Origin of the sequence: Paraburkholderia rhynchosiae (genome assembly GCF_002879865.1) — a bacterium.
GTDB classification, from domain to species: Bacteria; Pseudomonadota; Gammaproteobacteria; order Burkholderiales; family Burkholderiaceae; genus Paraburkholderia; species Paraburkholderia rhynchosiae.
The window spans coordinates 1-23,212 of sequence record NZ_PNXY01000009.1; the positions used below are offsets into that span (position 1 = coordinate 1).

The following is a 23,212-nucleotide window of genomic DNA, read 5'->3' on the forward strand; positions in this document are numbered from 1 at the left end:
AACAGGACCGTGAAACGACTCTACGCCGATGATAGTGCGGATTACCCGTGTGAAAGTAGGTCATCGTCAGGCTCCCCTGCAGCACCAGAAACCCCACCCCGAAAAAGGTGGGGTTTCTGCGTTTACGGCGCGGTCACTATATAAGTGAGAGCCTTGGGTTGGAACTGTCGAGCAGGTCTTGACAGCAAGCGGTTGTTCCCCCATAATCATCAGTTCTCTGCGGAGGGGTGCCCGAGTGGCTAAAGGGGGCAGACTGTAAATCTGTTGGCTTACGCCTACGTTGGTTCGAATCCAACCTCCTCCACCAGAATGCAAGTTGTAGCAGTTGTCGGGAATCCATGAATCCTTGCGGGTGTAGCTCAATGGTAGAGCAGAAGCCTTCCAAGCTTACGACGAGGGTTCGATTCCCTTCACCCGCTCCAGCAATACAGAAGTAGCGCCCATGTGGCTCAGTGGTAGAGCACTCCCTTGGTAAGGGAGAGGTCGGCAGTTCGATCCTGCCCATGGGCACCAGAAGTACTCGGTGATTGTTTGCGCCCGGCGCAACGTACGGAAAAATCCTCTTAGGAGTCGAAAATGGCCAAGGGTAAGTTTGAGCGGACCAAGCCGCACGTGAACGTCGGCACGATCGGTCACGTTGACCACGGCAAGACCACGCTGACGGCAGCGATCACGACGGTTCTGACGCAGAAGTTCGGCGGCGAAGCGAAGGCGTATGACCAGATCGACGCGGCGCCGGAAGAAAAGGCGCGTGGCATTACGATCAACACGGCGCACGTCGAGTACGAAACGGCTAACCGCCACTACGCCCACGTCGACTGCCCGGGCCACGCTGACTATGTGAAGAACATGATCACGGGCGCCGCGCAGATGGACGGCGCGATCCTGGTGTGCTCGGCCGCTGACGGCCCGATGCCGCAAACGCGTGAGCACATCCTGCTGGCGCGTCAGGTCGGCGTGCCGTACATCATCGTGTTCCTGAACAAGTGCGACATGGTGGACGACGCCGAACTGCTGGAGCTGGTCGAGATGGAAGTGCGCGAGCTTCTGTCGAAGTACGACTTCCCGGGCGACGACACGCCGATCATCAAGGGTTCGGCGAAGCTGGCGCTGGAAGGCGACAAGGGCGAACTGGGCGAAGTGGCGATCATGAACCTGGCCGACGCGCTGGACACGTACATCCCGACGCCGGAGCGCGCAGTGGATGGCGCGTTCCTGATGCCGGTGGAAGACGTGTTCTCGATCTCGGGTCGCGGCACGGTGGTGACGGGTCGCGTGGAGCGCGGCGTCGTGAAGGTCGGCGAGGAAATCGAGATCGTCGGTATCAAGCCGACGGTGAAGACGACCTGCACGGGCGTGGAAATGTTCCGCAAGCTGCTCGACCAGGGTCAGGCGGGCGACAACGTCGGTATCCTGCTGCGCGGCACGAAGCGTGAAGACGTGGAGCGTGGCCAGGTGCTGGCCAAGCCGGGTTCGATCAACCCGCACACGCACTTCACGGCTGAAGTGTACGTGCTGAGCAAGGACGAAGGCGGCCGTCACACGCCGTTCTTCAACAACTATCGTCCGCAGTTCTACTTCCGTACGACGGACGTGACGGGCTCGATCGAGTTGCCGAAGGACAAGGAAATGGTCATGCCGGGCGACAACGTGTCGATCACGGTGAAGCTGATCAACCCGATCGCGATGGAAGAAGGTCTGCGCTTCGCCATCCGTGAAGGCGGCCGTACCGTCGGCGCAGGTGTGGTTGCCAAGATTCTCGAGTAACGCCAGATAGTTCTCGTTAATCTGTAGTTTCGGGGTTGGCGGTGTCGTCAACCCCAAAATGGTTTAGGGGTATAGCTCAACTGGCAGAGCGTCGGTCTCCAAAACCGAAGGTTGGGGGTTCGATTCCCTCTGCCCCTGCCAACTCTCGCGTCAAATGTGACGCTTCGTTAAGGTGTTATGGCGAATCCTTCCGTCGAAACTGTAAATACATCCAGCGACAAGCTGATGCTCGTCGCGGGCGTATTGCTGGTCTTGGCCGGGTTCGTGGGGTTCTTCTGGCTCAATGGTCAGGAATGGTACGTCCGCGGAGCCGCCTTGGCTGTTGGTGCAATCGCGGGTGTTGCAGTCGGTCTTCTCTCCGCGCCTGGCAAGGGTTTCATCGCTTTCGCCAAAGACTCGTATAAGGAAGTCCGTAAGGTCGTTTGGCCGACTCGCAAAGAGGCCACCCAAACGACGCTGGTAGTGTTCGGCTTCGTGTTCGTGATGGCGATCTTTCTTTGGGTTAGTGATAAATCCATCGAATGGGCGATTTTCTCGGTGATTCTGGGTTGGAAATGATATGAGCGATACTCCGGCATCTCCGAGCGGCAAACGTTGGTATGTCGTGCACGCCTACTCCGGCATGGAGAAGAGCGTGCAACGTGCGCTTCAGGAGCGCATCGAACGTGCTGGCATGCAAGACCAGTTTGGTCAAATTCTCGTCCCGACTGAAGAAGTTGTCGAGGTGAAGGGTGGTCACAAATCCGTGACTGAACGTCGTTTCTTCCCCGGATATGTGCTGGTGGAAATGGAAATGACGGACGAGACGTGGCACCTCGTGAAGAACACGGCGAAGGTCACGGGTTTCGTAGGCGGTGCGCGCAATCGTCCGAGTCCGATTTCCCCGCGGGAAGTCGAGAAGATCATGTCGCAGATGCAGGAGGGCGTGGAGAAACCGCGTCCCAAGACCCTGTTCGAAGTAGGCGAGATGGTACGAGTAAAGGACGGTCCTTTCACCGATTTCAACGGCAGCGTCGAAGAAGTGAACTACGAGAAGTCGCGTGTCCGTGTTTCCGTTACGATTTTCGGTCGGGCAACACCCGTCGAACTCGAATTCGGACAGGTCGAAAAGTTGTAATTCAGAATTTTACGTAGCGCGCTGATCGGCGCGCTTCGTACTTCGCGCTTACGGTCCGCGTAATGGCCGTTGAGGAGCGTAAGTAGTCGGCTTCGGCGAACGCGCGCTACTACTCACTGAACGTTCACGTGCAATGTGACGTTCCAAAGAGGTTTTCAACATGGCAAAGAAAATCATTGGCTTTATCAAGCTGCAGATTCCTGCAGGTAAAGCCAACCCGTCGCCGCCGGTCGGTCCGGCACTTGGCCAACGCGGCCTGAACATCATGGAGTTCTGCAAGGCTTTCAATGCGCAGACTCAGGCATTGGAACCGGGCCTGCCGACTCCGGTCGTGATTACCGCGTTCGCTGACAAGAGCTTCACGTTCGTCCTGAAGACGCCGCCGGCCACCGTTCTGATCAAGAAGGCAGCGAAGATCGACAAGGGTTCGAGCAAGCCGCATACCGACAAGGTCGGCAAGATCACCCGCGCTCAAGCTGAAGACATCGCCAAGACCAAGATGCCCGATCTGACGGCAGCTGATCTCGACGCAGCGGTTCGTACGATCGCTGGTAGCGCCCGCTCGATGGGCATCACCGTGGAGGGCGTGTAAATGGCTAAGCTTTCGAAGCGTCTGCAAGCATTTGCAGCCAAGGTTGATCGTCAGAAGCTGTACGCGATCGACGACGCTCTGTCGCTCGTGAAGGAATGTGCAAGCGCAAAGTTTGACGAGTCGATCGACGTCGCAGTACAACTCGGCATCGACGCGAAGAAGTCGGATCAAGTAGTCCGTGGTTCGGTCGTGCTGCCGGCCGGTACCGGTAAGTCGGTTCGCGTCGCAGTGTTCGCGCAAGGCGAAAAGGCCGAACAGGCTCGCGCAGCGGGTGCTGAAGTGGTCGGTATGGAAGACCTGGCTGAGCAAGTCAAGGCCGGCAAGCTGGACTTCGACATCGTGATCGCTTCGCCGGACACAATGCGCGTTGTCGGTACGCTCGGTCAGATTCTCGGCCCGCGCGGTTTGATGCCGAACCCGAAGGTCGGCACAGTCACGCCGGACGTCGCAACTGCCGTCAAAAACGCTAAGGCTGGCCAGGTGCAATTCCGTGTCGACAAGGCCGGTATCATCCACGCCACCATCGGCCGTGCTTCGTTCGAGCCGACGGCTCTGCGTAGCAACCTGAGCGCTCTTATCGACGCGCTGCAGAAGGCTAAGCCGGCGACGAGCAAGGGTGTCTACCTGCGTAAGGTTGCGCTGTCGAGCACGATGGGTGTCGGCGTTCGCGTCGATCAAGCATCGCTCGCTGCACAGTAAGTGATTCATCGCCTCGATGAAAGTCGGGGCGGTTTAAGGGCTTTGGGCGGTTGCGAGGTGGCAGTTGCGCCGCGCAACCGGTTGTCAAAGACCGTTGGTGGGCACGCAGCAGGTAGGCGGGCTCTTAATGCAAGCCAACGCAGATGGCGAACCCGAAAAGGTTTTGTAGTGATGAAACCGCTGGGCGTCCGCAGCAATGTGGGTGTCGGGCGGTCGAAATACTCCTGACTGGTCGGACGCCGTTATTGAATGCGGTACGCAAGGCGCACGCCGCGTGTATCGAATCTGGAGGTTAACCGTGCCACTCAACAAAGAAAGCAAGCAGGCCGTCGTCGCTGAGGTTGCCGCGCAAGTCGCGAAAGCCCAGACCGTGGTTCTGGCTGAGTATCGTGGAATCGCGGTTGGCGATCTGACCAAGCTGCGCGCGAAAGCGCGTGAGCAACAGGTTTATCTTCGCGTGTTGAAAAACACGCTGGCGCGTCGCGCTGTCGAAGGTACCCCGTTTGCTCCGCTGGCAGAGCAGATGACTGGCCCCCTGATCTACGGCATCTCGGAAGATGCAATTGCTGCTGCCAAGGTCGTCAACGACTTCGGCAAAACCAATGACAAGTTGATCATCAAGGCTGGTTCATACGAAGGCAAGGTGATGGACAAGGCTGGCGTGCAAGCGCTGGCAAACATCCCGAGCCGCGAAGAACTGCTCTCCAAGCTGTTGTACGTTATGCAAGCACCTGTTTCCGGCTTTGCGCGCGCTCTGGCCGCGCTGGCAGAAAAGAAACAAGGCGAAGAAGCCGCTGCGTAACGCACTTCAGTCGAGCGTGATTGATCGCTGGCTGTATCCGAATTCAATTTAGGAGTATTTCAAATGGCAATCGCAAAAGATGACATCCTCGAAGCAGTAAGCTCGATGTCGGTTCTGGAACTGAACGAGCTGGTCAAGGCGTTCGAAGAAAAGTTCGGCGTGTCGGCAGCTGCTGTTGCAGTGGCAGGCCCGGCAGGCGGCGGCGCTGCTGCAGCTGCTGAAGAGCAAACCGAATTCACGGTCAACCTGACGGAAGTCGGCGCGAACAAGGTTTCGGTCATTAAGGCTGTTCGCGAACTGACGGGTCTCGGCCTGAAGGAAGCGAAGGACCTGGTCGACGGTGCACCGAAGCCTGTTAAGGAAGCGGTACCGAAGGCTGCTGCTGAAGAAGCCAAGAAGAAGCTCGAAGAAGCCGGCGCGAAGGCTGAAATCAAGTAAGTTTCAGCGCGCTGTGCGAAGGCTGGCGGTTTTCCACCGCCGGCCTTTTTGTGCTTTGTGGGGGACGCGTTTTTGCAGCGCTGTTCAGCAATAATGCGACTCCCAGAAGCCAAAGAAAATCGCCTATCGGCAACATTGACCGGCGCTTCTCTTTGTCTTCTGAAGCGACTGCAGAAGGCAAGTTTGGTCGGGTAGCGGCTTAGGTTCCATATGCGACAGGCATCCGCTGCCGTCAGCCAGCGGTTGGTAGCGGCCAACCACCAAGCTTCTAGGCTCGTTCAAGCCATCGGACGGCCATCGGGTCTCAGTCGGTGAACACTCGGGTTGTCTCATCAAGGTATCCTGCCTCGACAACAATGCCCGCCGTGATTCGGAGATCGTATGCAATATTCCTTCACCGAGAAGAAGCGTATTCGCAAAAGTTTTGCGAAGCGCCCCATCGTTCACCAAGTACCTTTCCTGCTGGCTACCCAGCTTGAATCATTCAGCACGTTTCTGCAAGCAGACACGTCGTCTACGCAACGCAAGCCGGAAGGCCTGCAGGCTGCGTTCACATCCGTTTTCCCGATTGTTTCGCACAACGGGTTCGCACGTCTTGAGTTCGTCAGCTACATGCTGTCGCCTCCGGCATTCAACATCAAGGAATGCCAGCAGCGCGGTTTGACGTACTGCTCGGCCTTGCGCGCAAAAGTGCGCCTCGTGCTGCTCGATAAAGAGTCGCCGAGCAAGCCGGTCGTCAAGGAAGTGAAGGAACAGGAAGTGTACATGGGCGAAATTCCGCTCATGACGCCGACGGGTTCGTTCGTCATCAACGGCACGGAGCGCGTGATCGTTTCGCAGCTGCACCGTTCGCCTGGCGTGTTCTTCGAACACGACAAGGGCAAGACGCACAGCTCGGGCAAGCTCCTGTTCTCGGCACGTATCATTCCTTACCGCGGTTCGTGGCTCGATTTTGAGTTCGACCCGAAGGACGTGCTGTACTTCCGCGTCGACCGTCGCCGCAAGATGCCGGTCACGATCCTGCTGAAGGCAATCGGCCTCACGCCGGAACAGATCCTCGCAAACTTCTTCGTGTTCGACAATTTCACGCTGATGCCGGAAGGCGCACAGATGGAATTCGTACCGGAGCGTCTGCGTGGCGAAGTCGCGCGCTTCGACATCACCGATCGTGATGGCAACGTGATCGTCCAGAAGGACAAGCGGATCAACGCGAAGCACATTCGCGATCTCGACAACGCGAAGACCAAGTTCATCTCGGTTCCGGAAGACTATCTGCTCGGCCGTGTGCTGGCGAAGAACGTTGTCGACGGCGACACCGGTGAAGTCATCGCTAACGCGAACGACGAAATCACCGAGACCGTCCTCGAGAAGCTGCGCGAATCGAAGATCAAAGACATCCAGACGCTCTACACGAACGACCTGGATCAAGGTCCGTACATCTCGTCGACGCTGCGTATCGACGAAACCGCCGACAAGATGGCCGCCCGTATCGCGATTTACCGCATGATGCGTCCGGGCGAACCGCCGACCGAAGAAGCGGTCGAGGCGCTGTTCAACCGCCTGTTCTACAGCGAAGACGCATACGACCTGTCCAAGGTGGGTCGTATGAAGTTCAATCGTCGCGTGGGCCGCGACGAGATCATCGGGCCGATGACGCTGCAAGACGACGACATCCTCGCCACGATCAAGATCCTGGTCGAGTTGCGTAACGGCAAGGGCGAAGTGGACGACATCGACCACTTGGGCAATCGTCGCGTGCGTTGCGTCGGCGAACTGGCGGAGAACCAGTTCCGCGCCGGTCTCGTGCGTGTCGAACGTGCTGTGAAGGAACGCCTCGGCCAGGCCGAAAGCGAAAACCTGATGCCGCACGACCTGATCAACTCGAAGCCGATTTCGTCGGCGATTCGCGAGTTCTTCGGTTCGTCGCAGCTGTCGCAGTTCATGGACCAGACGAATCCGCTGTCGGAAATCACTCACAAGCGCCGTGTCTCGGCCCTTGGACCGGGCGGTTTGACGCGTGAACGCGCCGGCTTTGAAGTCCGCGACGTGCACCCGACGCACTACGGTCGCGTCTGCCCGATTGAAACGCCTGAAGGTCCGAACATCGGCCTGATCAACTCGCTCGCGCTGTACGCGCACCTGAACGAATACGGCTTCCTCGAAACGCCGTATCGCAAGGTCGTGGACAGCAAGGTGACCGATCAGATCGACTACCTGTCGGCGATCGAAGAAGGCCGTTACGTGATCGCTCAGGCGAACGCGGCGGTTGCTGCTGACGGCTCGCTGACCGACGAACTCGTGTCGTCGCGTGAAGCCGGTGAAACGCTGATGGTCACGCCGGACCGCATCCAGTACATGGACGTGGCGCCGTCGCAGATCGTGTCGGTGGCGGCTTCGCTGATTCCGTTCCTTGAGCACGACGACGCGAACCGCGCGTTGATGGGTTCGAACATGCAGCGTCAGGCTGTGCCGTGTCTGCGTCCTGAAAAGGCCGTGGTCGGTACGGGTATCGAGCGCACGGTGGCAGTCGACTCCGGTACGACGGTTCAGGCATTCCGCGGCGGTGTTGTCGATTACGTCGACGCAGGCCGTATGGTGATCCGCGTGAACGACGATGAAGCCGTTGCTGGCGACGTCGGCGTGGACATCTACAACCTGATCAAGTACACGCGTTCGAACCAGAACACGAACATCAACCAGCGCCCGATCGTCAAGGTCGGCGATATCGTGTCGCGTGGCGACGTGCTGGCTGACGGTGCATCGACCGACCTCGGCGAACTGGCTCTCGGCCAGAACATGCTGGTCGCGTTCATGCCGTGGAACGGCTACAACTTCGAAGACTCGATTTTGATCTCGGAGAAAGTGGTTGCCGACGACCGTTACACGTCGATCCACATCGAGGAACTGAACGTCGTAGCTCGTGATACGAAGCTCGGACCGGAAGAAATCACGCGCGACATCTCGAACCTGGCGGAAGTGCAACTCGGCCGTCTCGACGAGTCGGGCATCGTCTACATCGGCGCTGAAGTCGAAGCAGGCGACGTGCTGGTCGGCAAGGTGACGCCGAAGGGCGAAACCCAGTTGACGCCGGAAGAGAAGCTGCTGCGCGCGATCTTCGGTGAAAAGGCTTCGGACGTGAAAGATACGTCGCTGCGCGTGCCTTCGGGCATGAGCGGTACGGTGATCGACGTCCAGGTGTTCACGCGTGAAGGCATTCAGCGCGACAAGCGCGCGCAACAGATCATCGACGATGAACTGAAGCGCTATCGCCTGGACCTGAACGACCAGCTGCGTATCGTGGAAGGCGACGCGTTCCAGCGTCTCGCACGTATGCTCGACGGCAAGGTCGCGAACGGTGGTCCGAAGAAGCTCGCGAAGGGCACGAAGATCGAACAGGCTTACCTGCAAGATCTGGATCACTACCACTGGTTCGACATCCGCCTCGCGGACGAAGAAGCAGCGGCACAGCTCGAAGCTATCAAGGACTCGATCGAACAGAAGCGTCACCAGTTCGATCTGGCGTTCGAAGAAAAGCGCAAGAAGCTCACGCAAGGCGACGAACTGCCGCCGGGCGTGCTGAAAATGGTCAAGGTGTATCTCGCAGTCAAGCGCCGCCTGCAGCCTGGCGACAAGATGGCCGGCCGTCACGGTAACAAGGGTGTCGTGTCGAAGATCGTTCCGATCGAAGACATGCCGTACATGGCCGACGGCCGTCCGGCTGACGTCGTTCTTAACCCGCTCGGCGTGCCGTCGCGGATGAACGTGGGTCAGGTTCTCGAAGTGCATCTGGGTTGGGCCGCGAAGGGTCTCGGCTGGCGTATCGGCGAAATGCTGCAGCGTCAGGCGAAGATTGCTGAACTGCGCGAATTCCTGACCAAGATCTACAACGAGTCGGGCCGCGCCGAAGAGCTGGACAGCTTCACCGACGACGAAATTGTCGAACTGGCGAAGAACCTGCGCGAAGGCGTGCCGTTTGCAACGCCCGTGTTCGACGGTGCGACGGAAGAGGAAATGTCGCGCGCGCTGGATCTGGCATTCCCGGACGACATCGCGAAGAACCTCGGCATGACGCCGTCGAAGAATCAGGTTCGTCTGTACGACGGCCGCACGGGCGAGATGTTCGAACGTACGGTGACGGTCGGCTACATGCACTACCTGAAACTGCATCACCTGGTCGACGACAAGATGCACGCGCGTTCCACGGGCCCGTACTCGCTCGTGACGCAGCAGCCGTTGGGCGGTAAGGCGCAGTTCGGTGGCCAGCGTTTCGGTGAAATGGAAGTGTGGGCGCTCGAAGCGTACGGCGCATCGTACGTGCTGCAGGAAATGCTGACGGTGAAGTCGGACGACGTGACGGGTCGGACCAAGGTGTACGAGAACCTGGTCAAGGGCGATCACGTGATCGATGCAGGCATGCCGGAATCCTTCAACGTGTTGGTGAAGGAAATCCGCTCGCTCGGTATCGACATCGACCTCGACCGCAACTAATCGGACTACTGGAGAGAAGCGATGAAAGCTTTGCTCGATCTATTCAAGCAAGTCCAACAACCTGAAGTTTTTGACGCGATCAAGATCGGTCTGGCCTCGCCAGACAAGATCCGTTCGTGGTCGTTCGGTGAAGTCAAGAAGCCGGAAACCATCAACTACCGGACGTTCAAGCCGGAACGCGATGGTCTGTTCTGCGCGAAGATTTTCGGGCCGATCAAAGACTACGAATGCCTTTGCGGCAAGTACAAGCGCCTGAAGCACCGTGGCGTGATCTGCGAGAAGTGCGGCGTCGAAGTGACGCTGGCGAAGGTGCGTCGCGAACGGATGGGCCACATTGAACTGGCCTCACCGGTCGCGCACATCTGGTTCCTGAAGTCGCTGCCGTCGCGTCTGGGCATGGTGCTCGACATGACGCTGCGCGATATCGAACGCGTGCTGTACTTCGAAGCATACGTGGTGATCGATCCGGGCATGACGCCGCTGAAAGCGCGGCAGATCATGACGGAAGAGGATTACTACAACAAGGTCGAAGAATACGGTGACGAGTTCCGTGCCGAGATGGGCGCGGAAGGCGTTCGCGAGCTGCTGCGCGCGATCAACATCGACGAACAGGTCGAGATGCTCCGTACCGAACTCAAGAACACGGGTTCGGAAGCGAAGATCAAGAAGTACGCGAAGCGCCTGAAGGTGCTCGAGGCTTTCCAGCGTTCGGGCATCAAGCCTGACTGGATGGTGCTCGAAGTGCTGCCGGTGTTGCCGCCGGAACTACGTCCGCTGGTGCCGCTGGATGGCGGTCGTTTCGCGACGTCGGACCTGAACGACCTGTATCGCCGCGTGATCAACCGTAACAACCGGTTGAAGCGTCTGCTCGAACTGAAGGCGCCTGAAATCATCGTCCGCAACGAAAAGCGGATGCTGCAGGAAGCCGTCGATTCGCTGCTCGACAACGGCCGTCGCGGTAAGGCAATGACCGGCGCGAACAAGCGTCCGCTGAAGTCGCTCGCTGACATGATCAAGGGTAAGGGCGGTCGTTTCCGTCAGAACTTGCTCGGTAAGCGCGTTGACTATTCGGGCCGTTCGGTGATCGTGGTCGGCCCGACGCTCAAGCTGCACCAGTGTGGTCTGCCGAAGCTGATGGCGCTCGAACTGTTCAAGCCGTTCATCTTCAACAAGCTCGAAGTGATGGGTGTTGCAACCACCATCAAGGCTGCGAAGAAGGAAGTCGAGAACCAGACCCCGGTTGTGTGGGACATCCTCGAAGAGGTGATCCGCGAGCATCCGGTCATGCTGAACCGTGCGCCTACGCTGCACCGTCTTGGCATTCAGGCTTTCGAGCCGGTGCTGATCGAAGGTAAGGCAATCCAGCTGCACCCGCTCGTTTGCGCGGCGTTCAACGCCGACTTCGACGGTGACCAGATGGCTGTTCACGTTCCGCTGTCGCTTGAAGCGCAGATGGAAGCGCGCACGCTGATGCTGGCGTCGAATAACGTCCTGTTCCCGGCCAACGGCGATCCGTCGATCGTGCCGTCGCAGGATATCGTGCTCGGTCTGTACTACGCGACCCGTGAAGCTGTGAATGCTAAGGGCGAAGGCCTGACGTTCACGGGCGTCTCGGAAGCGCTGCGTGCATACGAGAACAAGGAAGTCGAGCTCGCCTCGCGCGTCAACGTGCGGATCACTGAAATGGTCCACAACGAAGACAAGTCGGAAGGCGCGCCGGCGTTCGTGCCGAAGATCACGCTGTACCCGACGACCGTCGGCCGCGCAATCCTGTCGGAAATTCTCCCGCCGGGCCTGCCGTTCTCGGTGCTGAACAAGCCGCTGAAGAAGAAGGAAATTTCGCGTCTCATCAACACCGCGTTCCGCAAGTGCGGTCTGCGCGAAACGGTGATTTTCGCCGACCAGTTGATGCAGTCGGGTTTCCGTCTGGCAACGCGCGCTGGTATTTCGATCTGCGTCGACGACATGCTCGTGCCGCCGCAGAAGGAAACCATCGTCGGCGACGCCGCGAAGAAGGTGAAGGAATACGACCGTCAGTACATGTCGGGTCTCGTCACGTCGCAAGAGCGCTACAACAACGTCGTCGACATCTGGTCGGCAACGTCGGAAGCGGTCGGCAAGGCGATGATGGAGCAACTGTCGACGGAACCGGTGACGGACCGCGACGGCAACGAAACGCGTCAGGAATCGTTCAACTCCATCTACATGATGGCGGACTCGGGCGCTCGTGGTTCCGCAGTTCAGATTCGTCAGCTGGCCGGTATGCGTGGCCTGATGGCGAAACCGGACGGCTCGATCATCGAGACGCCGATTACGGCGAACTTCCGTGAAGGTCTGAACGTGTTGCAGTACTTCATCTCGACCCACGGCGCACGTAAGGGTCTGGCTGATACGGCACTGAAGACGGCAAACTCGGGTTACCTGACGCGACGTCTCGTCGACGTGACGCAGGATCTCGTGGTGGTCGAGGACGATTGCGGTACGTCCAACGGCGTCGCGATGAAGGCGTTGGTCGAAGGCGGTGAAGTCGTCGAAGCGCTGCGTGACCGTATCCTTGGTCGCGTGACGGTGGCTGACGTCGTCAATCCGGAATCGCAGGAAACGCTGTACGAAACGGGCACGCTGCTCGACGAAGACGCGGTCGAAGAAATCGAACGCCTCGGCATCGACGAAGTGCGCGTGCGTACGCCGCTGACTTGCGAAACGCGTTACGGTCTGTGCGCAGCCTGCTACGGCCGCGACCTGGGCCGCGGCTCGTCGGTCAACGTCGGCGAAGCAGTCGGCGTGATCGCTGCGCAGTCGATCGGTGAACCGGGCACGCAGCTCACAATGCGTACGTTCCACATCGGTGGTGCGGCGTCGCGTGCGGCAGTGGCTTCGTCGATCGAAGCGAAGTCGAACGGTACGGTGCGTTTCACGGCGACGATGCGTTACGTCACCAACGCGAAGGGCGAGCAGATCGTCATCTCGCGTTCGGGCGAAGCGATGATCACCGACGACCACGGCCGCGAGCGCGAACGTCACAAAGTGCCGTACGGCGCGACGCTGTTGCAACTGGACGGCGCGCAGATCAAGGCCGGCACGCAACTGGCGACGTGGGATCCGATGACGCGTCCGATCATCACCGAGTACGGTGGCACGGTGAAGTTCGAGAACGTCGAAGAAGGCGTGACCGTTGCGAAGCAGATCGACGACGTGACGGGTCTTTCGACCCTGGTCGTGATCGACGTGAAGCGTCGCGGTTCGCAAGCTTCGAAGACGGTGCGTCCGCAGGTCAAGCTGCTCGACGCGAACGGCGAAGAAGTCAAGATCCCGAACACCGAGCATTCGGTGCAGATCGGCTTCCAGGTCGGCGCTCTGATCACCGTGAAGGACGGTCAGCAAGTGCAGGTCGGTGAAGTGCTCGCACGTATCCCGACTGAATCGCAGAAGACGCGTGACATTACCGGCGGTCTGCCGCGTGTGGCGGAACTGTTCGAAGCACGTTCGCCGAAGGATGCAGGTATCCTGGCGGAAGTCACGGGTACGACGTCGTTCGGTAAGGACACGAAGGGCAAGCAGCGTCTCGTTATCACGGACCTCGAGGGCAACCAGCACGAGTTCCTGATCGCGAAGGAAAAGCAGGTTCTGGTTCACGATGGTCAGGTCGTCAACAAGGGCGAAATGATCGTGGACGGTCCGGCCGATCCGCACGACATCCTGCGTTTGCAGGGCGTCGAAGCGCTGTCGCGTTACATCGTGGACGAAGTGCAGGACGTGTACCGTCTGCAAGGCGTGAAGATCAACGACAAGCACATTGAAGTGATTGTTCGTCAGATGCTGCGCCGCGTGCAGATTACGGACAACGGCGATACGCGTTTCATCCCGGGCGAACAGGTCGAGCGGTCGGATATGCTCGACGAAAACGACCGTATGATCGCGGAAGACAAGCGTCCGGCAACGTACGAAAACGTCTTGCTCGGTATCACGAAGGCGTCCCTGTCGACCGATTCGTTCATCTCCGCGGCGTCGTTCCAGGAAACGACTCGTGTGCTGACCGAAGCGGCGATCATGGGTAAGCGCGACGATCTGCGTGGCCTGAAGGAAAACGTGATCGTCGGCCGTCTGATTCCGGCCGGTACGGGTCTCGCATTCCACAAGGCGCGCAAGAGCAAGGAACTGTCCGACCGCGAGCGTTTCGATCAGATCGCAGCGGAAGAGTCGTTCGAATTCGGTACGCCGGAAACCCCGGCCGCCGAACAGCAACACTCAGGCGAGTAAGTCCCGGCGGCGTAAGCCGCTTGGGCTCACAAGCCAGCGAAGCCGCTCAGTTTCGACTGAGCGGCTTTTTTTATGCGTCTTTTTACGCGCCGTTGTGGATTCGTAGGCCGGATGGCTAACGTTGTCGCAAAGTGCGGGCGCAGCACGAATGCGTTGGTAAAATTCGTGTCACCGGTTTTTGGCTGCCTCTCTCAAATTCATGTCCCGTCCGCTCGAAATCCTCAACGAAGTTTTCGGTTACCCCGCGTTTAGAGGACAACAAGGCGAAATTGTCGAACACGTCGCCGGCGGCGGCGATTGTCTCGTGCTGATGCCAACGGGCGGCGGCAAATCCCTGTGCTATCAGATTCCGTCGCTGGTGCGCCGGGAAGGCGGCTACGGCACGGGCATCGTCGTCTCCCCACTGATCGCGCTGATGCAGGATCAGGTGGCGGCGCTTACGGAAGTCGGCGTGCGCGCCGCTTACCTGAACTCCACGCTTTCGAGCGCCGAAGCAATGGCCACCGAGCGCGCGTTGCGTGAGGGTGACATCGATCTGCTCTATGTGGCGCCCGAGCGCCTGATGACGCCCCGGTTTCAGGAGCTACTCGAACGTACGCGCATCGGGCTCTTCGCGATCGACGAAGCGCATTGCGTGTCGCAATGGGGGCACGACTTCAGGCCCGAATACATTCAGCTTTCGGTGCTGCATGAGCGTTTCCCAAATGTGCCGCGTATTGCGCTGACGGCGACCGCAGATGCAATCACGCGCGACGAGATCATCCACCGCCTTGCGCTGGACGACGCGCGCATTTTCGTCTCGAGTTTCGACCGCCCGAATATCCGTTATCGGATCGTCGAAAAGGACAATGCGCGCACGCAATTGCTGGACTTTATCCGCGCCGAACATTCGAAGCCGGATGGCACCACCGACGCCGGCGTGGTGTATTGCCTGTCGCGGCGCAAAGTCGAAGAAACGGCGGAGTGGCTAAAAGAAAAAGGAATGCGCGCGCTGCCCTATCACGCGGGCATGGAGTTCGAGACGCGGCAGAAACATCAGGAGATGTTTCAGCGCGAGGAAGGCATCGTGATGTGCGCGACGATCGCGTTCGGCATGGGTATCGACAAGCCCGACGTGCGCTTTGTCGCTCATCTTGATTTGCCGAAAAGCGTCGAAGGGTATTACCAGGAAACCGGCCGGGCGGGCCGCGACGGCATGCCGGCCAACGCCTGGATGGCGTATGGCCTAGGCGACGTCGTGCAGCAGCGCAAGATGATCGACGAATCTGACGCGGACGACGCGCACAAGCGCGTGCAGAGCGGCAAGCTCGATGCGCTGCTCGGCCTGTGCGAAGCGGCGACCTGCCGGCGCGTGCGGCTTCTCGCCTACTTCGGCGAATCGAGCAAACCTTGCGGCAACTGCGATAACTGTCTGGAGCCGCCCGACACCTGGAATGCGACGCGCGAGTCGCAGATGGCGTTGTCGTGCGTATTTCGTGCGCAGCGGGCGAGCGGTTTTCACTTCGGCGCCGGCCATCTGATCGATATTCTGCGCGGCAATCGCAGCGAGAAAATCCTGCAGCGCGGCCATGAGAAGCTGACCACGTTCGGCATCGGCGCGGCACTCGGCGAGCCGGAGTGGCGCGCGGTGTTTCGCCAACTCGTGGCGTTCGGCTATCTGACAGTCGATCACGAAGGATTCGGCTCGCTGGTTCTCACGGAGGCGAGCAAGCCCGTTCTTAAAGGCGAGCAGGGCGTCACGATGCGTCGCTATGTGAAGCCCACGCGTACCCGCCAGTCCTCCGGTCGGACGAGCGAACGGGCGGATCCAACGATCGGCATGGGTCCGCGCGAACGCGCGCGCTGGGACCGTTTGCGCGCATGGCGCACGGAAACCGCCAAGAGCGACGGCGTACCCGCCTACGTGATTTTCCACGACGCCACGCTCGCGGAGATCGCTCGTAACGGTCCCGGTTCCATTGAGGATTTGCGCGGCATCCCAGGCATGGGTGCGCGCAAACTCGACCGTTTCGGGGGCGAACTGCTCGAAGTCGTCGCCGCGGATTAGGCCGGGGGCCGTCGCGCGCTGAGGTGCGCAGGTCTGCGAAGCATTGCAAGCTATTGACTCATTTAGTGTTTTCAGAATATTATGCTAGGTTCCGGTTCTTGGGATGCCTGCGCGCGGACTCTGTCCAGGTGCTGGTGATCGAAGCCGGAAGTTCGATGCGCAATCGTTTCTGCTTTGCCCGGAAACAGATGCGTCGATTTTGTTCAATTTCAGGAATAAACAATGCCAACCATCAATCAACTGGTTCGCAAAGGCCGCGCGTCGGAAACGACGAAGAGCAAGAGCCCGGCTTTGCAGGACTGCCCCCAGCGTCGCGGCGTGTGCACCCGTGTGTACACCACGACGCCGAAGAAGCCGAACTCGGCACTCCGTAAAGTTGCGAAAGTGCGCCTCACGAACGGCTTCGAAGTCATTTCGTACATCGGTGGTGAAGGCCACAACCTGCAGGAACACTCGGTCGTGCTGATTCGCGGCGGCCGTGTGAAGGACTTGCCGGGTGTGCGTTACCACATGGTTCGCGGCTCGCTGGATACCCAGGGCGTCAAGGATCGTAAGCAGGCTCGCTCGAAGTACGGTGCTAAGCGCGCCAAGGCCGGCAAGTAATTAGCCGGTGAGTAGTTCAGGTCGCCTGCAAAGGCGGTAATAGCGGTGGTGCCGGAATCGCCGGTGCTGTCGAGTAAGTGGTCACCCGACCAGGCTGGTAAGTCTTGAAGATGAATCGGGTTAGTTGGTGGCCGCGGGGCTCAATGGGTTAAACCCAGCTCCAACTGAAAAGTCAAAGGAAGAAACATGCCGCGTCGTCGCGAAGTCCCCAAGCGGGAAGTGTTGCCGGACCCGAAGTTCGGTAACGTTGATGTAGCTAAGTTCATGAACGTGCTGATGCTCTCCGGCAAGAAGTCGGTTGCCGAGCGTATCGTGTACGGCGCTTTCGAACAGATCCAGACCAAGGGTGGCAAGGACCCGCTGGAAGTGTTCACGGTAGCGCTCAACAACGTCAAGCCGGTGGTCGAAGTGAAGAGCCGCCGCGTTGGTGGTGCGAACTATCAGGTTCCGGTCGAAGTGCGCCCGTCGCGTCGTATGGCATTGGCGATGCGTTGGCTGCGTGAAGCCGCGAAGAAGCGCAGCGAGAAGTCGATGGCCCTGCGTCTGGCAGGTGAACTTTCCGAAGCGGCCGAAGGCCGTGGCGGCGCAATGAAGAAGCGCGACGAAGTTCACCGGATGGCAGAAGCCAACAAGGCGTTCTCGCATTTCCGTTTCTAAGCTTCCCGAACTCGGGTTTAGCGGATAAACGGAAAGAAATTCCGGGCGGGTGCGCTTACAGAGCGCCTCGCCCGTTTGTGTTACAGCGCGATGGGTATTCACTCGCATCGCGTCATCCCCATAGAGGATCAAAGTGGCTCGCAAGACACCTATCGAGCGCTACCGTAACATCGGTATTAGCGCTCACATCGACGCCGGCAAGACGACGACGACCGAGCGCATCCTGTTCTATACCGGCGTGAACCACAAGATTGGTGAAGTTCACGACGGCGCTGCCACCATGGACTGGATGGAGCAGGAGCAGGAACGCGGCATCACGATTACGTCGGCTGCTACGACGGCGTTCTGGAAAGGCATGGCCGGCGATCGCGCTGAGCACCGCATCAACATCATCGACACCCCGGGCCACGTCGACTTCACGATTGAAGTTGAGCGCTCGATGCGCGTGCTCGACGGCGCATGCATGGTGTACTGCGCTGTGGGCGGCGTGCAGCCCCAGTCGGAAACCGTGTGGCGTCAGGCTAACAAGTACAAGGTTCCCCGTCTCGCGTTCATCAACAAGATGGACCGTACCGGCGCGAACTTCTTCAAGGTTTACGATCAGCTGAAGCTGCGTCTGAAGGCAAACCCGGTTCCGGTCGTGGTGCCTATCGGCGCTGAAGAGAACTTCACGGGCGTCGTCGATCTGCTGAAGATGAAGGCGATCATTTGGGACGACGCGTCCCAGGGCACCAAGTTCTCGTACGAAGAGATTCCGGCTGAGCTCGTCGACACGTGCAATGAATGGCGCGAGAAGATGGTTGAAGCCGCGGCTGAATCGAGCGAAGACCTGATGAACAAGTACCTCGAGTCGGGCGAGCTGACGGAAGAGGAAATCGTCAAGGGTCTGCGCGACCGTACGATCGCTTGCGAAATCCAGCCGATGCTGTGCGGCACCGCGTTCAAGAACAAGGGCGTGCAACGCATGCTGGACGCCGTGCTCGACTTCCTGCCGTCGCCGATCGACATCCCGCCGGTTACCGGCGAACTGGAAAACGGCGAGCAAGGCGAGCGCCGCGCTGCTGACGACGAAAAGTTCTCCGCACTGGCGTTCAAGATCATGACCGACCCGTTCGTCGGCCAGTTGATCTTCTTCCGTGTGTACTCGGGCATCGTGAATTCGGGCGACACCGTGCTGAACGCGACCAAGGACAAAAAAGAACGTCTGGGTCGTATTCTGCAGATGCACGCGAACCAGCGCGAAGAAATCAAGGAAGTCCGCGCGGGCGACATCGCGGCTGCAGTCGGCCTGAAAGACGCGACGACCGGCGATACGCTGTGCGATCCGCAAAACCCGATCGTGCTCGAGCGCATGATTTTCCCGGAGCCGGTGATTTCGCAGGCCGTTGAGCCGAAGACGAAGCCTGACCAGGAAAAGATGGGGCTGGCGCTGAACCGTCTGGCACAGGAAGATCCGTCGTTCCGCGTTCAAACGGACGAAGAATCGGGCCAAACCATTATTTCGGGCATGGGCGAGCTCCACCTGGAAATTCTGGTGGACCGTATGAAGCGTGAGTTCGGCGTGGAAGCGACTGTCGGCAAGCCGCAGGTTGCTTACCGTGAAACGATTCGCGGCAAGGCAGAAGACGTTGACGGCAAGTTCGTCAAGCAGTCGGGTGGTCGCGGCCAGTACGGCCACGCGGTCATCACGCTCGAGCCGAATGAGCAAGGCAAGGGCTACGAGTTCCTCGACGAGATCAAGGGCGGTGTGATTCCGCGCGAATACATCCCGGCGGTGGACAAGGGTATCCAGGAAACGCTGAAGGCGGGCGTGCTGGCAGGCTTCCCGGTCGTCGACGTCAAGGTTCACCTGACGTTCGGTTCGTACCACGACGTTGACTCGAACGAAAATGCGTTCCGCATGGCCGGCTCGATGGCGTTCAAGGAAGCAATGCGCAAGGCTCAACCGGTCATCCTCGAACCGATGATGGCTGTGGAAGTCGAAACGCCGGAAGATTACATGGGCAACGTGATGGGCGACCTGTCGGGCCGTCGCGGTATCGTTCAGGGTATGGACGATATGGTCGGCGGTGGCAAGATTGTTCGCGCCGAAGTGCCGCTGTCGGAAATGTTCGGCTACTCGACGTCGCTGCGTTCGCTGACCCAGGGTCGCGCAACATATACGATGGAGTTCAAGCACTACTCCGAAGCACCGCGCAACGTGTCCGAAGCGATCATCAACGCGAAGTCGAAGTAATCGCGCGGCAAGTCATTCAACGATTAACTTTTTGAAAGAAGAGAAACATGGCTAAAGGTAAATTCGAACGGACCAAGCCGCACGTGAACGTCGGCACGATCGGTCACGTTGACCACGGCAAGACCACGCTGACGGCAGCGATCACGACGGTTCTGACGCAGAAGTTCGGCGGCGAAGCGAAGGCGTATGACCAGATCGACGCGGCGCCGGAAGAAAAGGCGCGTGGCATTACGATCAACACGGCGCACGTCGAGTACGAAACGGCTAACCGCCACTACGCCCACGTCGACTGCCCGGGCCACGCTGACTATGTGAAGAACATGATCACGGGCGCCGCGCAGATGGACGGCGCGATCCTGGTGTGCTCGGCCGCTGACGGCCCGATGCCGCAAACGCGTGAGCACATCCTGCTGGCGCGTCAGGTCGGCGTGCCGTACATCATCGTGTTCCTGAACAAGTGCGACATGGTGGACGACGCCGAACTGCTGGAGCTGGTCGAGATGGAAGTGCGCGAGCTTCTGTCGAAGTACGACTTCCCGGGCGACGACACGCCGATCATCAAGGGTTCGGCGAAGCTGGCGCTGGAAGGCGACAAGGGCGAACTGGGCGAAGTGGCGATCATGAACCTGGCCGACGCGCTGGACACGTACATCCCGACGCCGGAGCGCGCAGTGGATGGCGCGTTCCTGATGCCGGTGGAAGACGTGTTCTCGATCTCGGGTCGCGGCACGGTGGTGACGGGTCGCGTGGAGCGCGGCGTCGTGAAGGTCGGCGAGGAAATCGAGATCGTCGGTATCAAGCCGACGGTGAAGACGACCTGCACGGGCGTGGAAATGTTCCGCAAGCTGCTCGACCAGGGTCAGGCGGGCGACAACGTCGGTATCCTGCTGCGCGGCACGAAGCGTGAAGACGTGGAGCGTGGCCAGGTGCTGGCCAAGCCGGGTTCGATCAACCCGCACACGCACTTCACGGCTGAAGTGTACGTGCTGAGCAAGGACGAAGGCGGCCGTCACACGCCGTTCTTCAACAACTATCGTCCGCAGTTCTACTTCCGTACGACGGACGTGACGGGCTCGATCGAGTTGCCGAAGGACAAGGAAATGGTCATGCCGGGCGACAACGTGTCGATCACGGTGAAGCTGATCAACCCGATCGCGATGGAAGAAGGTCTGCGCTTCGCCATCCGTGAAGGCGGCCGTACCGTCGGCGCAGGTGTGGTTGCCAAGATTCTCGAGTAAGATCGCGGATTGACTTTGCAGTAGGTGGTGCCCGGAGCCGGGCGCTGGCACAGCGTGTCGATAGGAGTTTGCGCTTCAGCGCTCACTCCTGTCTCAAGCCAGGCTCTACGTTCTTTTACTATCTGGCGGTGCAACACCGCCTCGCTCTTTCCAAGGAATTGTCATGCAGAACCAGAAAATCCGCATTCGCCTGAAGGCTTTCGACTATCGCCTGATCGACCAGTCGGCTGCTGAAATCGTCGACACCGCGAAGCGGACTGGCGCAATCGTTCGTGGTCCGGTGCCTCTGCCGACCCGCATTCAACGCTTCGACATCCTGCGTTCGCCGCACGTCAACAAGACGTCGCGCGATCAGCTCGAAATCCGTACGCACCAACGTCTGATGGACATCGTCGATCCGACGGACAAGACCGTCGACGCACTGATGAAGCTGGACCTGCCGGCTGGCGTGGACGTCGAAATCAAGCTGCAATAAGGCTCCCAAAGGCTGCCCAGCTTGTCGGGCGACGCTAAGTCTTTGATTGCTTGCGGAAAACGAAAAGCCTCGCTATAATGCAAGGCTTTTCGCGCATTTGCGCAAAAAAGTCGGTGTGCTGCAGCATGAATTCATGCCCGAAACGGCACCGGCATTTTGTAAATTAGCCCCGACCAATCGCAGTCGGGAATGGAGAAAACGATGAGCCTTGGACTCGTAGGTCGCAAGGTTGGCATGACCCGTATCTTCACGGCAGAAGGGGATTCGATTCCCGTTACCGTGCTGGACGTGTCCGACAACCGCGTGACGCAGATCAAGACTGTTGAAACCGACGGCTACACGGCCGTGCAGGTTGCATTCGGTACCCGCCGTGCATCGCGTGTGACGAAGCCGTTGGCCGGTCATCTCGCCAAAGCCGGTGTTCAAGCCGGTGAAATCCTCAAAGAATTCCAGATCGACGCCGCTAAGGCTGCCGAGTTGTCGAACGGCACGGTGGTCGGTCCTGACCTGTTCGAAGTAGGCCAGAAGGTCGACGTGCAAGGCGTGTCGATCGGTAAGGGCTACGCCGGTACCATCAAGCGTTATAACTTCGCATCCGGCCGTGCATCGCACGGTAACTCGCGCTCGCACAACGTGCCGGGCTCGATCGGTATGGCGCAGGATCCGGGTCGTGTTTTCCCGGGTAAGCGCATGACCGGTCACATGGGTGACGACACGGTAACGGTACAAAACCTCGAAATCGCTCGTATCGACGCTGACCGCAAGCTGTTGCTGGTCAAGGGCGCCGTTCCGGGTGCGAAGGGCGGCAAGGTATTCGTTACGCCGGCCGTGAAGACGCGTGCCGTGAAAGGAGCGAAATAATGGAACTTAAGCTCCTGAATGCCAATGGTCAGGAAGGTGCAGGCGTTAGCGCGTCGGACGTCGTGTTCGGCCGCGATTACAACGAAGCCCTGATTCACCAGGTGGTGGTTGCGTATCAAGCGAACGCCCGTAGCGGCAACCGTGCGCAGAAGGATCGTGAGCAAGTCAAGCACACGACCAAGAAGCCGTGGCGCCAGAAGGGTACGGGCCGCGCCCGTGCCGGTATGTCGTCGAGCCCGTTGTGGCGCGGCGGTGGCCGGATCTTCCCGAATTCGCCGGAAGAAAACTTTTCGCACAAGGTTAACAAGAAGATGCATCGCGCAGGTCTCTGCTCGATCTTCTCGCAGCTGGCCCGCGAAGGCCGCATCTCGGTGGTCGACGAGCTGACGCTCGAAGCGCCGAAGACCAAGCTGCTGGCCGAAAAATTCAAGGCGATGGGTCTCGACTCCGTGCTGGTGATTACCGACACGGTTGACGAAAACCTGTACCTCGCGTCGCGCAACCTCGCCCATGTGGCGGTTGTCGAGCCGCGTTACGCCGACCCGCTGTCGCTGATCTACTTCAAGAAGATCCTGATCACGAAGGCTGCGGTCGCCCAGATCGAGGAGTTGCTGTCATGAGCGAGATTCGCAAAAACGATCATCGTTTGATGCAGGTCCTGCTCGCGCCGGTGATCTCCGAAAAGGCGACGCTGGTGGCCGACAAGAACGAGCAGGTTGTGTTCGAAGTCGCGCCCGATGCCACGAAGCAGGAAGTGAAAGCTGCAGTCGAGCTGCTGTTCAAGGTGGAAGTCAATTCCGTCAACGTGCTGGTCTCCAAAGGCAAAGCCAAGCGTTTTGGCCGCTTCATGGGCAAGCGCAAAGACGTGAAGAAGGCGTACGTCTGCCTGAAGCCCGGCCAGGAAATCAACTTTGAAGCGGAGGCCAAGTAAT

The 23,212-nt window shown here is 59.3% G+C and carries 18 protein-coding genes and 4 tRNA genes; all 22 read left to right on the forward strand.

Annotated features, from left to right (window positions below; all coding sequences use genetic code 11):
* The first annotated feature begins 221 nt into the window (after positions 1–221).
* The 22 genes from C0Z16_RS14445 to rplW all read left to right on the forward strand — a co-directional run bounded on the left by C0Z16_RS14445 (position 222) and on the right by rplW (position 23,211).
* Positions 222–307: transfer RNA gene (locus tag C0Z16_RS14445), tRNA-Tyr, on the forward strand.
* 41 nt (positions 308–348) lie between these two features.
* Positions 349–422, forward strand: a tRNA-Gly gene (locus C0Z16_RS14450).
* A gap of 16 nt (positions 423–438) precedes the next feature.
* Positions 439–513: transfer RNA gene (locus C0Z16_RS14455), tRNA-Thr, on the forward strand.
* Positions 514–576: 63 nt separating this feature from the next.
* Complete coding sequence (gene tuf / locus C0Z16_RS14460) at positions 577–1,767, forward strand: elongation factor Tu (RefSeq protein WP_012434572.1); 1,191 nt, start codon at positions 577–579, stop codon at positions 1,765–1,767.
* Positions 1,768–1,832: 65 nt separating this feature from the next.
* Positions 1,833–1,908: transfer RNA gene (locus C0Z16_RS14465), tRNA-Trp, on the forward strand.
* Between the two features lie 36 nt (positions 1,909–1,944).
* A complete protein-coding gene (secE, locus tag C0Z16_RS14470) occupies positions 1,945–2,325 on the forward strand; it encodes a preprotein translocase subunit SecE (RefSeq protein ID WP_027805185.1) in 381 nt (126 codons plus the stop codon).
* A gap of 1 nt (position 2,326) precedes the next feature.
* Positions 2,327–2,884 (forward strand): transcription termination/antitermination protein NusG, encoded by a 558-nt coding sequence (gene nusG, locus C0Z16_RS14475; RefSeq protein ID WP_007180147.1) that lies wholly within the window; start codon positions 2,327–2,329, stop codon positions 2,882–2,884.
* A gap of 160 nt (positions 2,885–3,044) precedes the next feature.
* A complete protein-coding gene (gene rplK / locus C0Z16_RS14480) occupies positions 3,045–3,476 on the forward strand; it encodes a 50S ribosomal protein L11 (protein ID WP_012434578.1) in 432 nt (143 codons plus the stop codon).
* Positions 3,477–4,175, forward strand: coding sequence for a 50S ribosomal protein L1 (rplA, locus tag C0Z16_RS14485; RefSeq protein ID WP_102632846.1), 699 nt, complete (start codon positions 3,477–3,479; stop codon positions 4,173–4,175).
* A 298-nt stretch (positions 4,176–4,473) separates the two neighbouring features.
* Complete coding sequence (gene rplJ / locus C0Z16_RS14490; protein WP_102632847.1) at positions 4,474–4,977, forward strand: 50S ribosomal protein L10; 504 nt, start codon at positions 4,474–4,476, stop codon at positions 4,975–4,977.
* 63 nt (positions 4,978–5,040) lie between these two features.
* On the forward strand, positions 5,041–5,415 hold the full coding sequence (gene rplL, locus C0Z16_RS14495; RefSeq protein WP_027803638.1) for a 50S ribosomal protein L7/L12: 375 nt from the start codon (positions 5,041–5,043) through the stop codon (positions 5,413–5,415).
* Positions 5,416–5,796: 381 nt separating this feature from the next.
* Positions 5,797–9,903: a DNA-directed RNA polymerase subunit beta gene (gene rpoB, locus C0Z16_RS14500; protein WP_102632848.1), complete on the forward strand. Its 4,107-nt coding sequence runs from the start codon at positions 5,797–5,799 to the stop codon at positions 9,901–9,903.
* A 21-nt stretch (positions 9,904–9,924) separates the two neighbouring features.
* Entirely contained in the window at positions 9,925–14,163 is a 4,239-nt protein-coding gene (gene rpoC, locus C0Z16_RS14505) for a DNA-directed RNA polymerase subunit beta' (RefSeq protein ID WP_102632849.1), read from the forward strand.
* Positions 14,164–14,362: 199 nt separating this feature from the next.
* A complete protein-coding gene (recQ, locus tag C0Z16_RS14510) occupies positions 14,363–16,210 on the forward strand; it encodes a DNA helicase RecQ (protein WP_102632850.1) in 1,848 nt (615 codons plus the stop codon).
* Positions 16,211–16,432: 222 nt separating this feature from the next.
* A complete protein-coding gene (rpsL, locus tag C0Z16_RS14515) occupies positions 16,433–16,813 on the forward strand; it encodes a 30S ribosomal protein S12 (protein ID WP_006998493.1) in 381 nt (126 codons plus the stop codon).
* 186 nt (positions 16,814–16,999) lie between these two features.
* The gene (rpsG, locus tag C0Z16_RS14520; protein ID WP_006053291.1) at positions 17,000–17,470 is read left to right on the forward strand and encodes a 30S ribosomal protein S7; all 471 of its coding nucleotides are present in this window, start codon (positions 17,000–17,002) and stop codon (positions 17,468–17,470) included.
* A 133-nt stretch (positions 17,471–17,603) separates the two neighbouring features.
* Positions 17,604–19,706, forward strand: a complete 2,103-nt coding sequence (gene fusA / locus C0Z16_RS14525; RefSeq protein ID WP_102632851.1) for an elongation factor G — start codon at positions 17,604–17,606, stop codon at positions 19,704–19,706.
* A 47-nt stretch (positions 19,707–19,753) separates the two neighbouring features.
* Positions 19,754–20,944, forward strand: coding sequence for an elongation factor Tu (gene tuf, locus C0Z16_RS14530; RefSeq protein ID WP_012434572.1), 1,191 nt, complete (start codon positions 19,754–19,756; stop codon positions 20,942–20,944).
* 163 nt (positions 20,945–21,107) lie between these two features.
* The gene (gene rpsJ / locus C0Z16_RS14535) at positions 21,108–21,419 is read left to right on the forward strand and encodes a 30S ribosomal protein S10 (protein ID WP_006998489.1); all 312 of its coding nucleotides are present in this window, start codon (positions 21,108–21,110) and stop codon (positions 21,417–21,419) included.
* 201 nt (positions 21,420–21,620) lie between these two features.
* Positions 21,621–22,280: a 50S ribosomal protein L3 gene (rplC, locus tag C0Z16_RS14540; protein WP_007180137.1), complete on the forward strand. Its 660-nt coding sequence runs from the start codon at positions 21,621–21,623 to the stop codon at positions 22,278–22,280.
* Entirely contained in the window at positions 22,280–22,900 is a 621-nt protein-coding gene (gene rplD, locus C0Z16_RS14545) for a 50S ribosomal protein L4 (RefSeq protein ID WP_007180136.1), read from the forward strand. The genes rplC and rplD overlap by 1 nt, the downstream gene beginning before the upstream one ends.
* The gene (rplW, locus tag C0Z16_RS14550; RefSeq protein WP_007180135.1) at positions 22,897–23,211 is read left to right on the forward strand and encodes a 50S ribosomal protein L23; all 315 of its coding nucleotides are present in this window, start codon (positions 22,897–22,899) and stop codon (positions 23,209–23,211) included. The genes rplD and rplW overlap by 4 nt, the downstream gene beginning before the upstream one ends.
* Position 23,212 lies beyond the last annotated feature (1 nt).

What these genes read in the sequence shown, in the direction of transcription:
- tuf (WP_012434572.1), top strand. Translation starts at nt 577, where the DNA reads ATGGCCAAGGGTAAGTTTGAGCGGACCAAGCCGCACGTGAACGTCGGC.
- secE (WP_027805185.1), top strand. Translation starts at nt 1,945, where the DNA reads ATGGCGAATCCTTCCGTCGAAACTGTAAATACATCCAGCGACAAGCTG.
- nusG (WP_007180147.1), top strand. Translation starts at nt 2,327, where the DNA reads ATGAGCGATACTCCGGCATCTCCGAGCGGCAAACGTTGGTATGTCGTG.
- rplK (WP_012434578.1), top strand. Translation starts at nt 3,045, where the DNA reads ATGGCAAAGAAAATCATTGGCTTTATCAAGCTGCAGATTCCTGCAGGT.
- rplA (WP_102632846.1), top strand. Translation starts at nt 3,477, where the DNA reads ATGGCTAAGCTTTCGAAGCGTCTGCAAGCATTTGCAGCCAAGGTTGAT.
- rplL (WP_027803638.1), top strand. Translation starts at nt 5,041, where the DNA reads ATGGCAATCGCAAAAGATGACATCCTCGAAGCAGTAAGCTCGATGTCG.
- rpoB (WP_102632848.1), top strand. Translation starts at nt 5,797, where the DNA reads ATGCAATATTCCTTCACCGAGAAGAAGCGTATTCGCAAAAGTTTTGCG.
- rpoC (WP_102632849.1), top strand. Translation starts at nt 9,925, where the DNA reads ATGAAAGCTTTGCTCGATCTATTCAAGCAAGTCCAACAACCTGAAGTT.
- recQ (WP_102632850.1), top strand. Translation starts at nt 14,363, where the DNA reads ATGTCCCGTCCGCTCGAAATCCTCAACGAAGTTTTCGGTTACCCCGCG.
- rpsL (WP_006998493.1), top strand. Translation starts at nt 16,433, where the DNA reads ATGCCAACCATCAATCAACTGGTTCGCAAAGGCCGCGCGTCGGAAACG.
- rpsG (WP_006053291.1), top strand. Translation starts at nt 17,000, where the DNA reads ATGCCGCGTCGTCGCGAAGTCCCCAAGCGGGAAGTGTTGCCGGACCCG.
- tuf (WP_012434572.1), top strand. Translation starts at nt 19,754, where the DNA reads ATGGCTAAAGGTAAATTCGAACGGACCAAGCCGCACGTGAACGTCGGC.
- rpsJ (WP_006998489.1), top strand. Translation starts at nt 21,108, where the DNA reads ATGCAGAACCAGAAAATCCGCATTCGCCTGAAGGCTTTCGACTATCGC.
- rplC (WP_007180137.1), top strand. Translation starts at nt 21,621, where the DNA reads ATGAGCCTTGGACTCGTAGGTCGCAAGGTTGGCATGACCCGTATCTTC.
- rplD (WP_007180136.1), top strand. Translation starts at nt 22,280, where the DNA reads ATGGAACTTAAGCTCCTGAATGCCAATGGTCAGGAAGGTGCAGGCGTT.
- rplW (WP_007180135.1), top strand. Translation starts at nt 22,897, where the DNA reads ATGAGCGAGATTCGCAAAAACGATCATCGTTTGATGCAGGTCCTGCTC.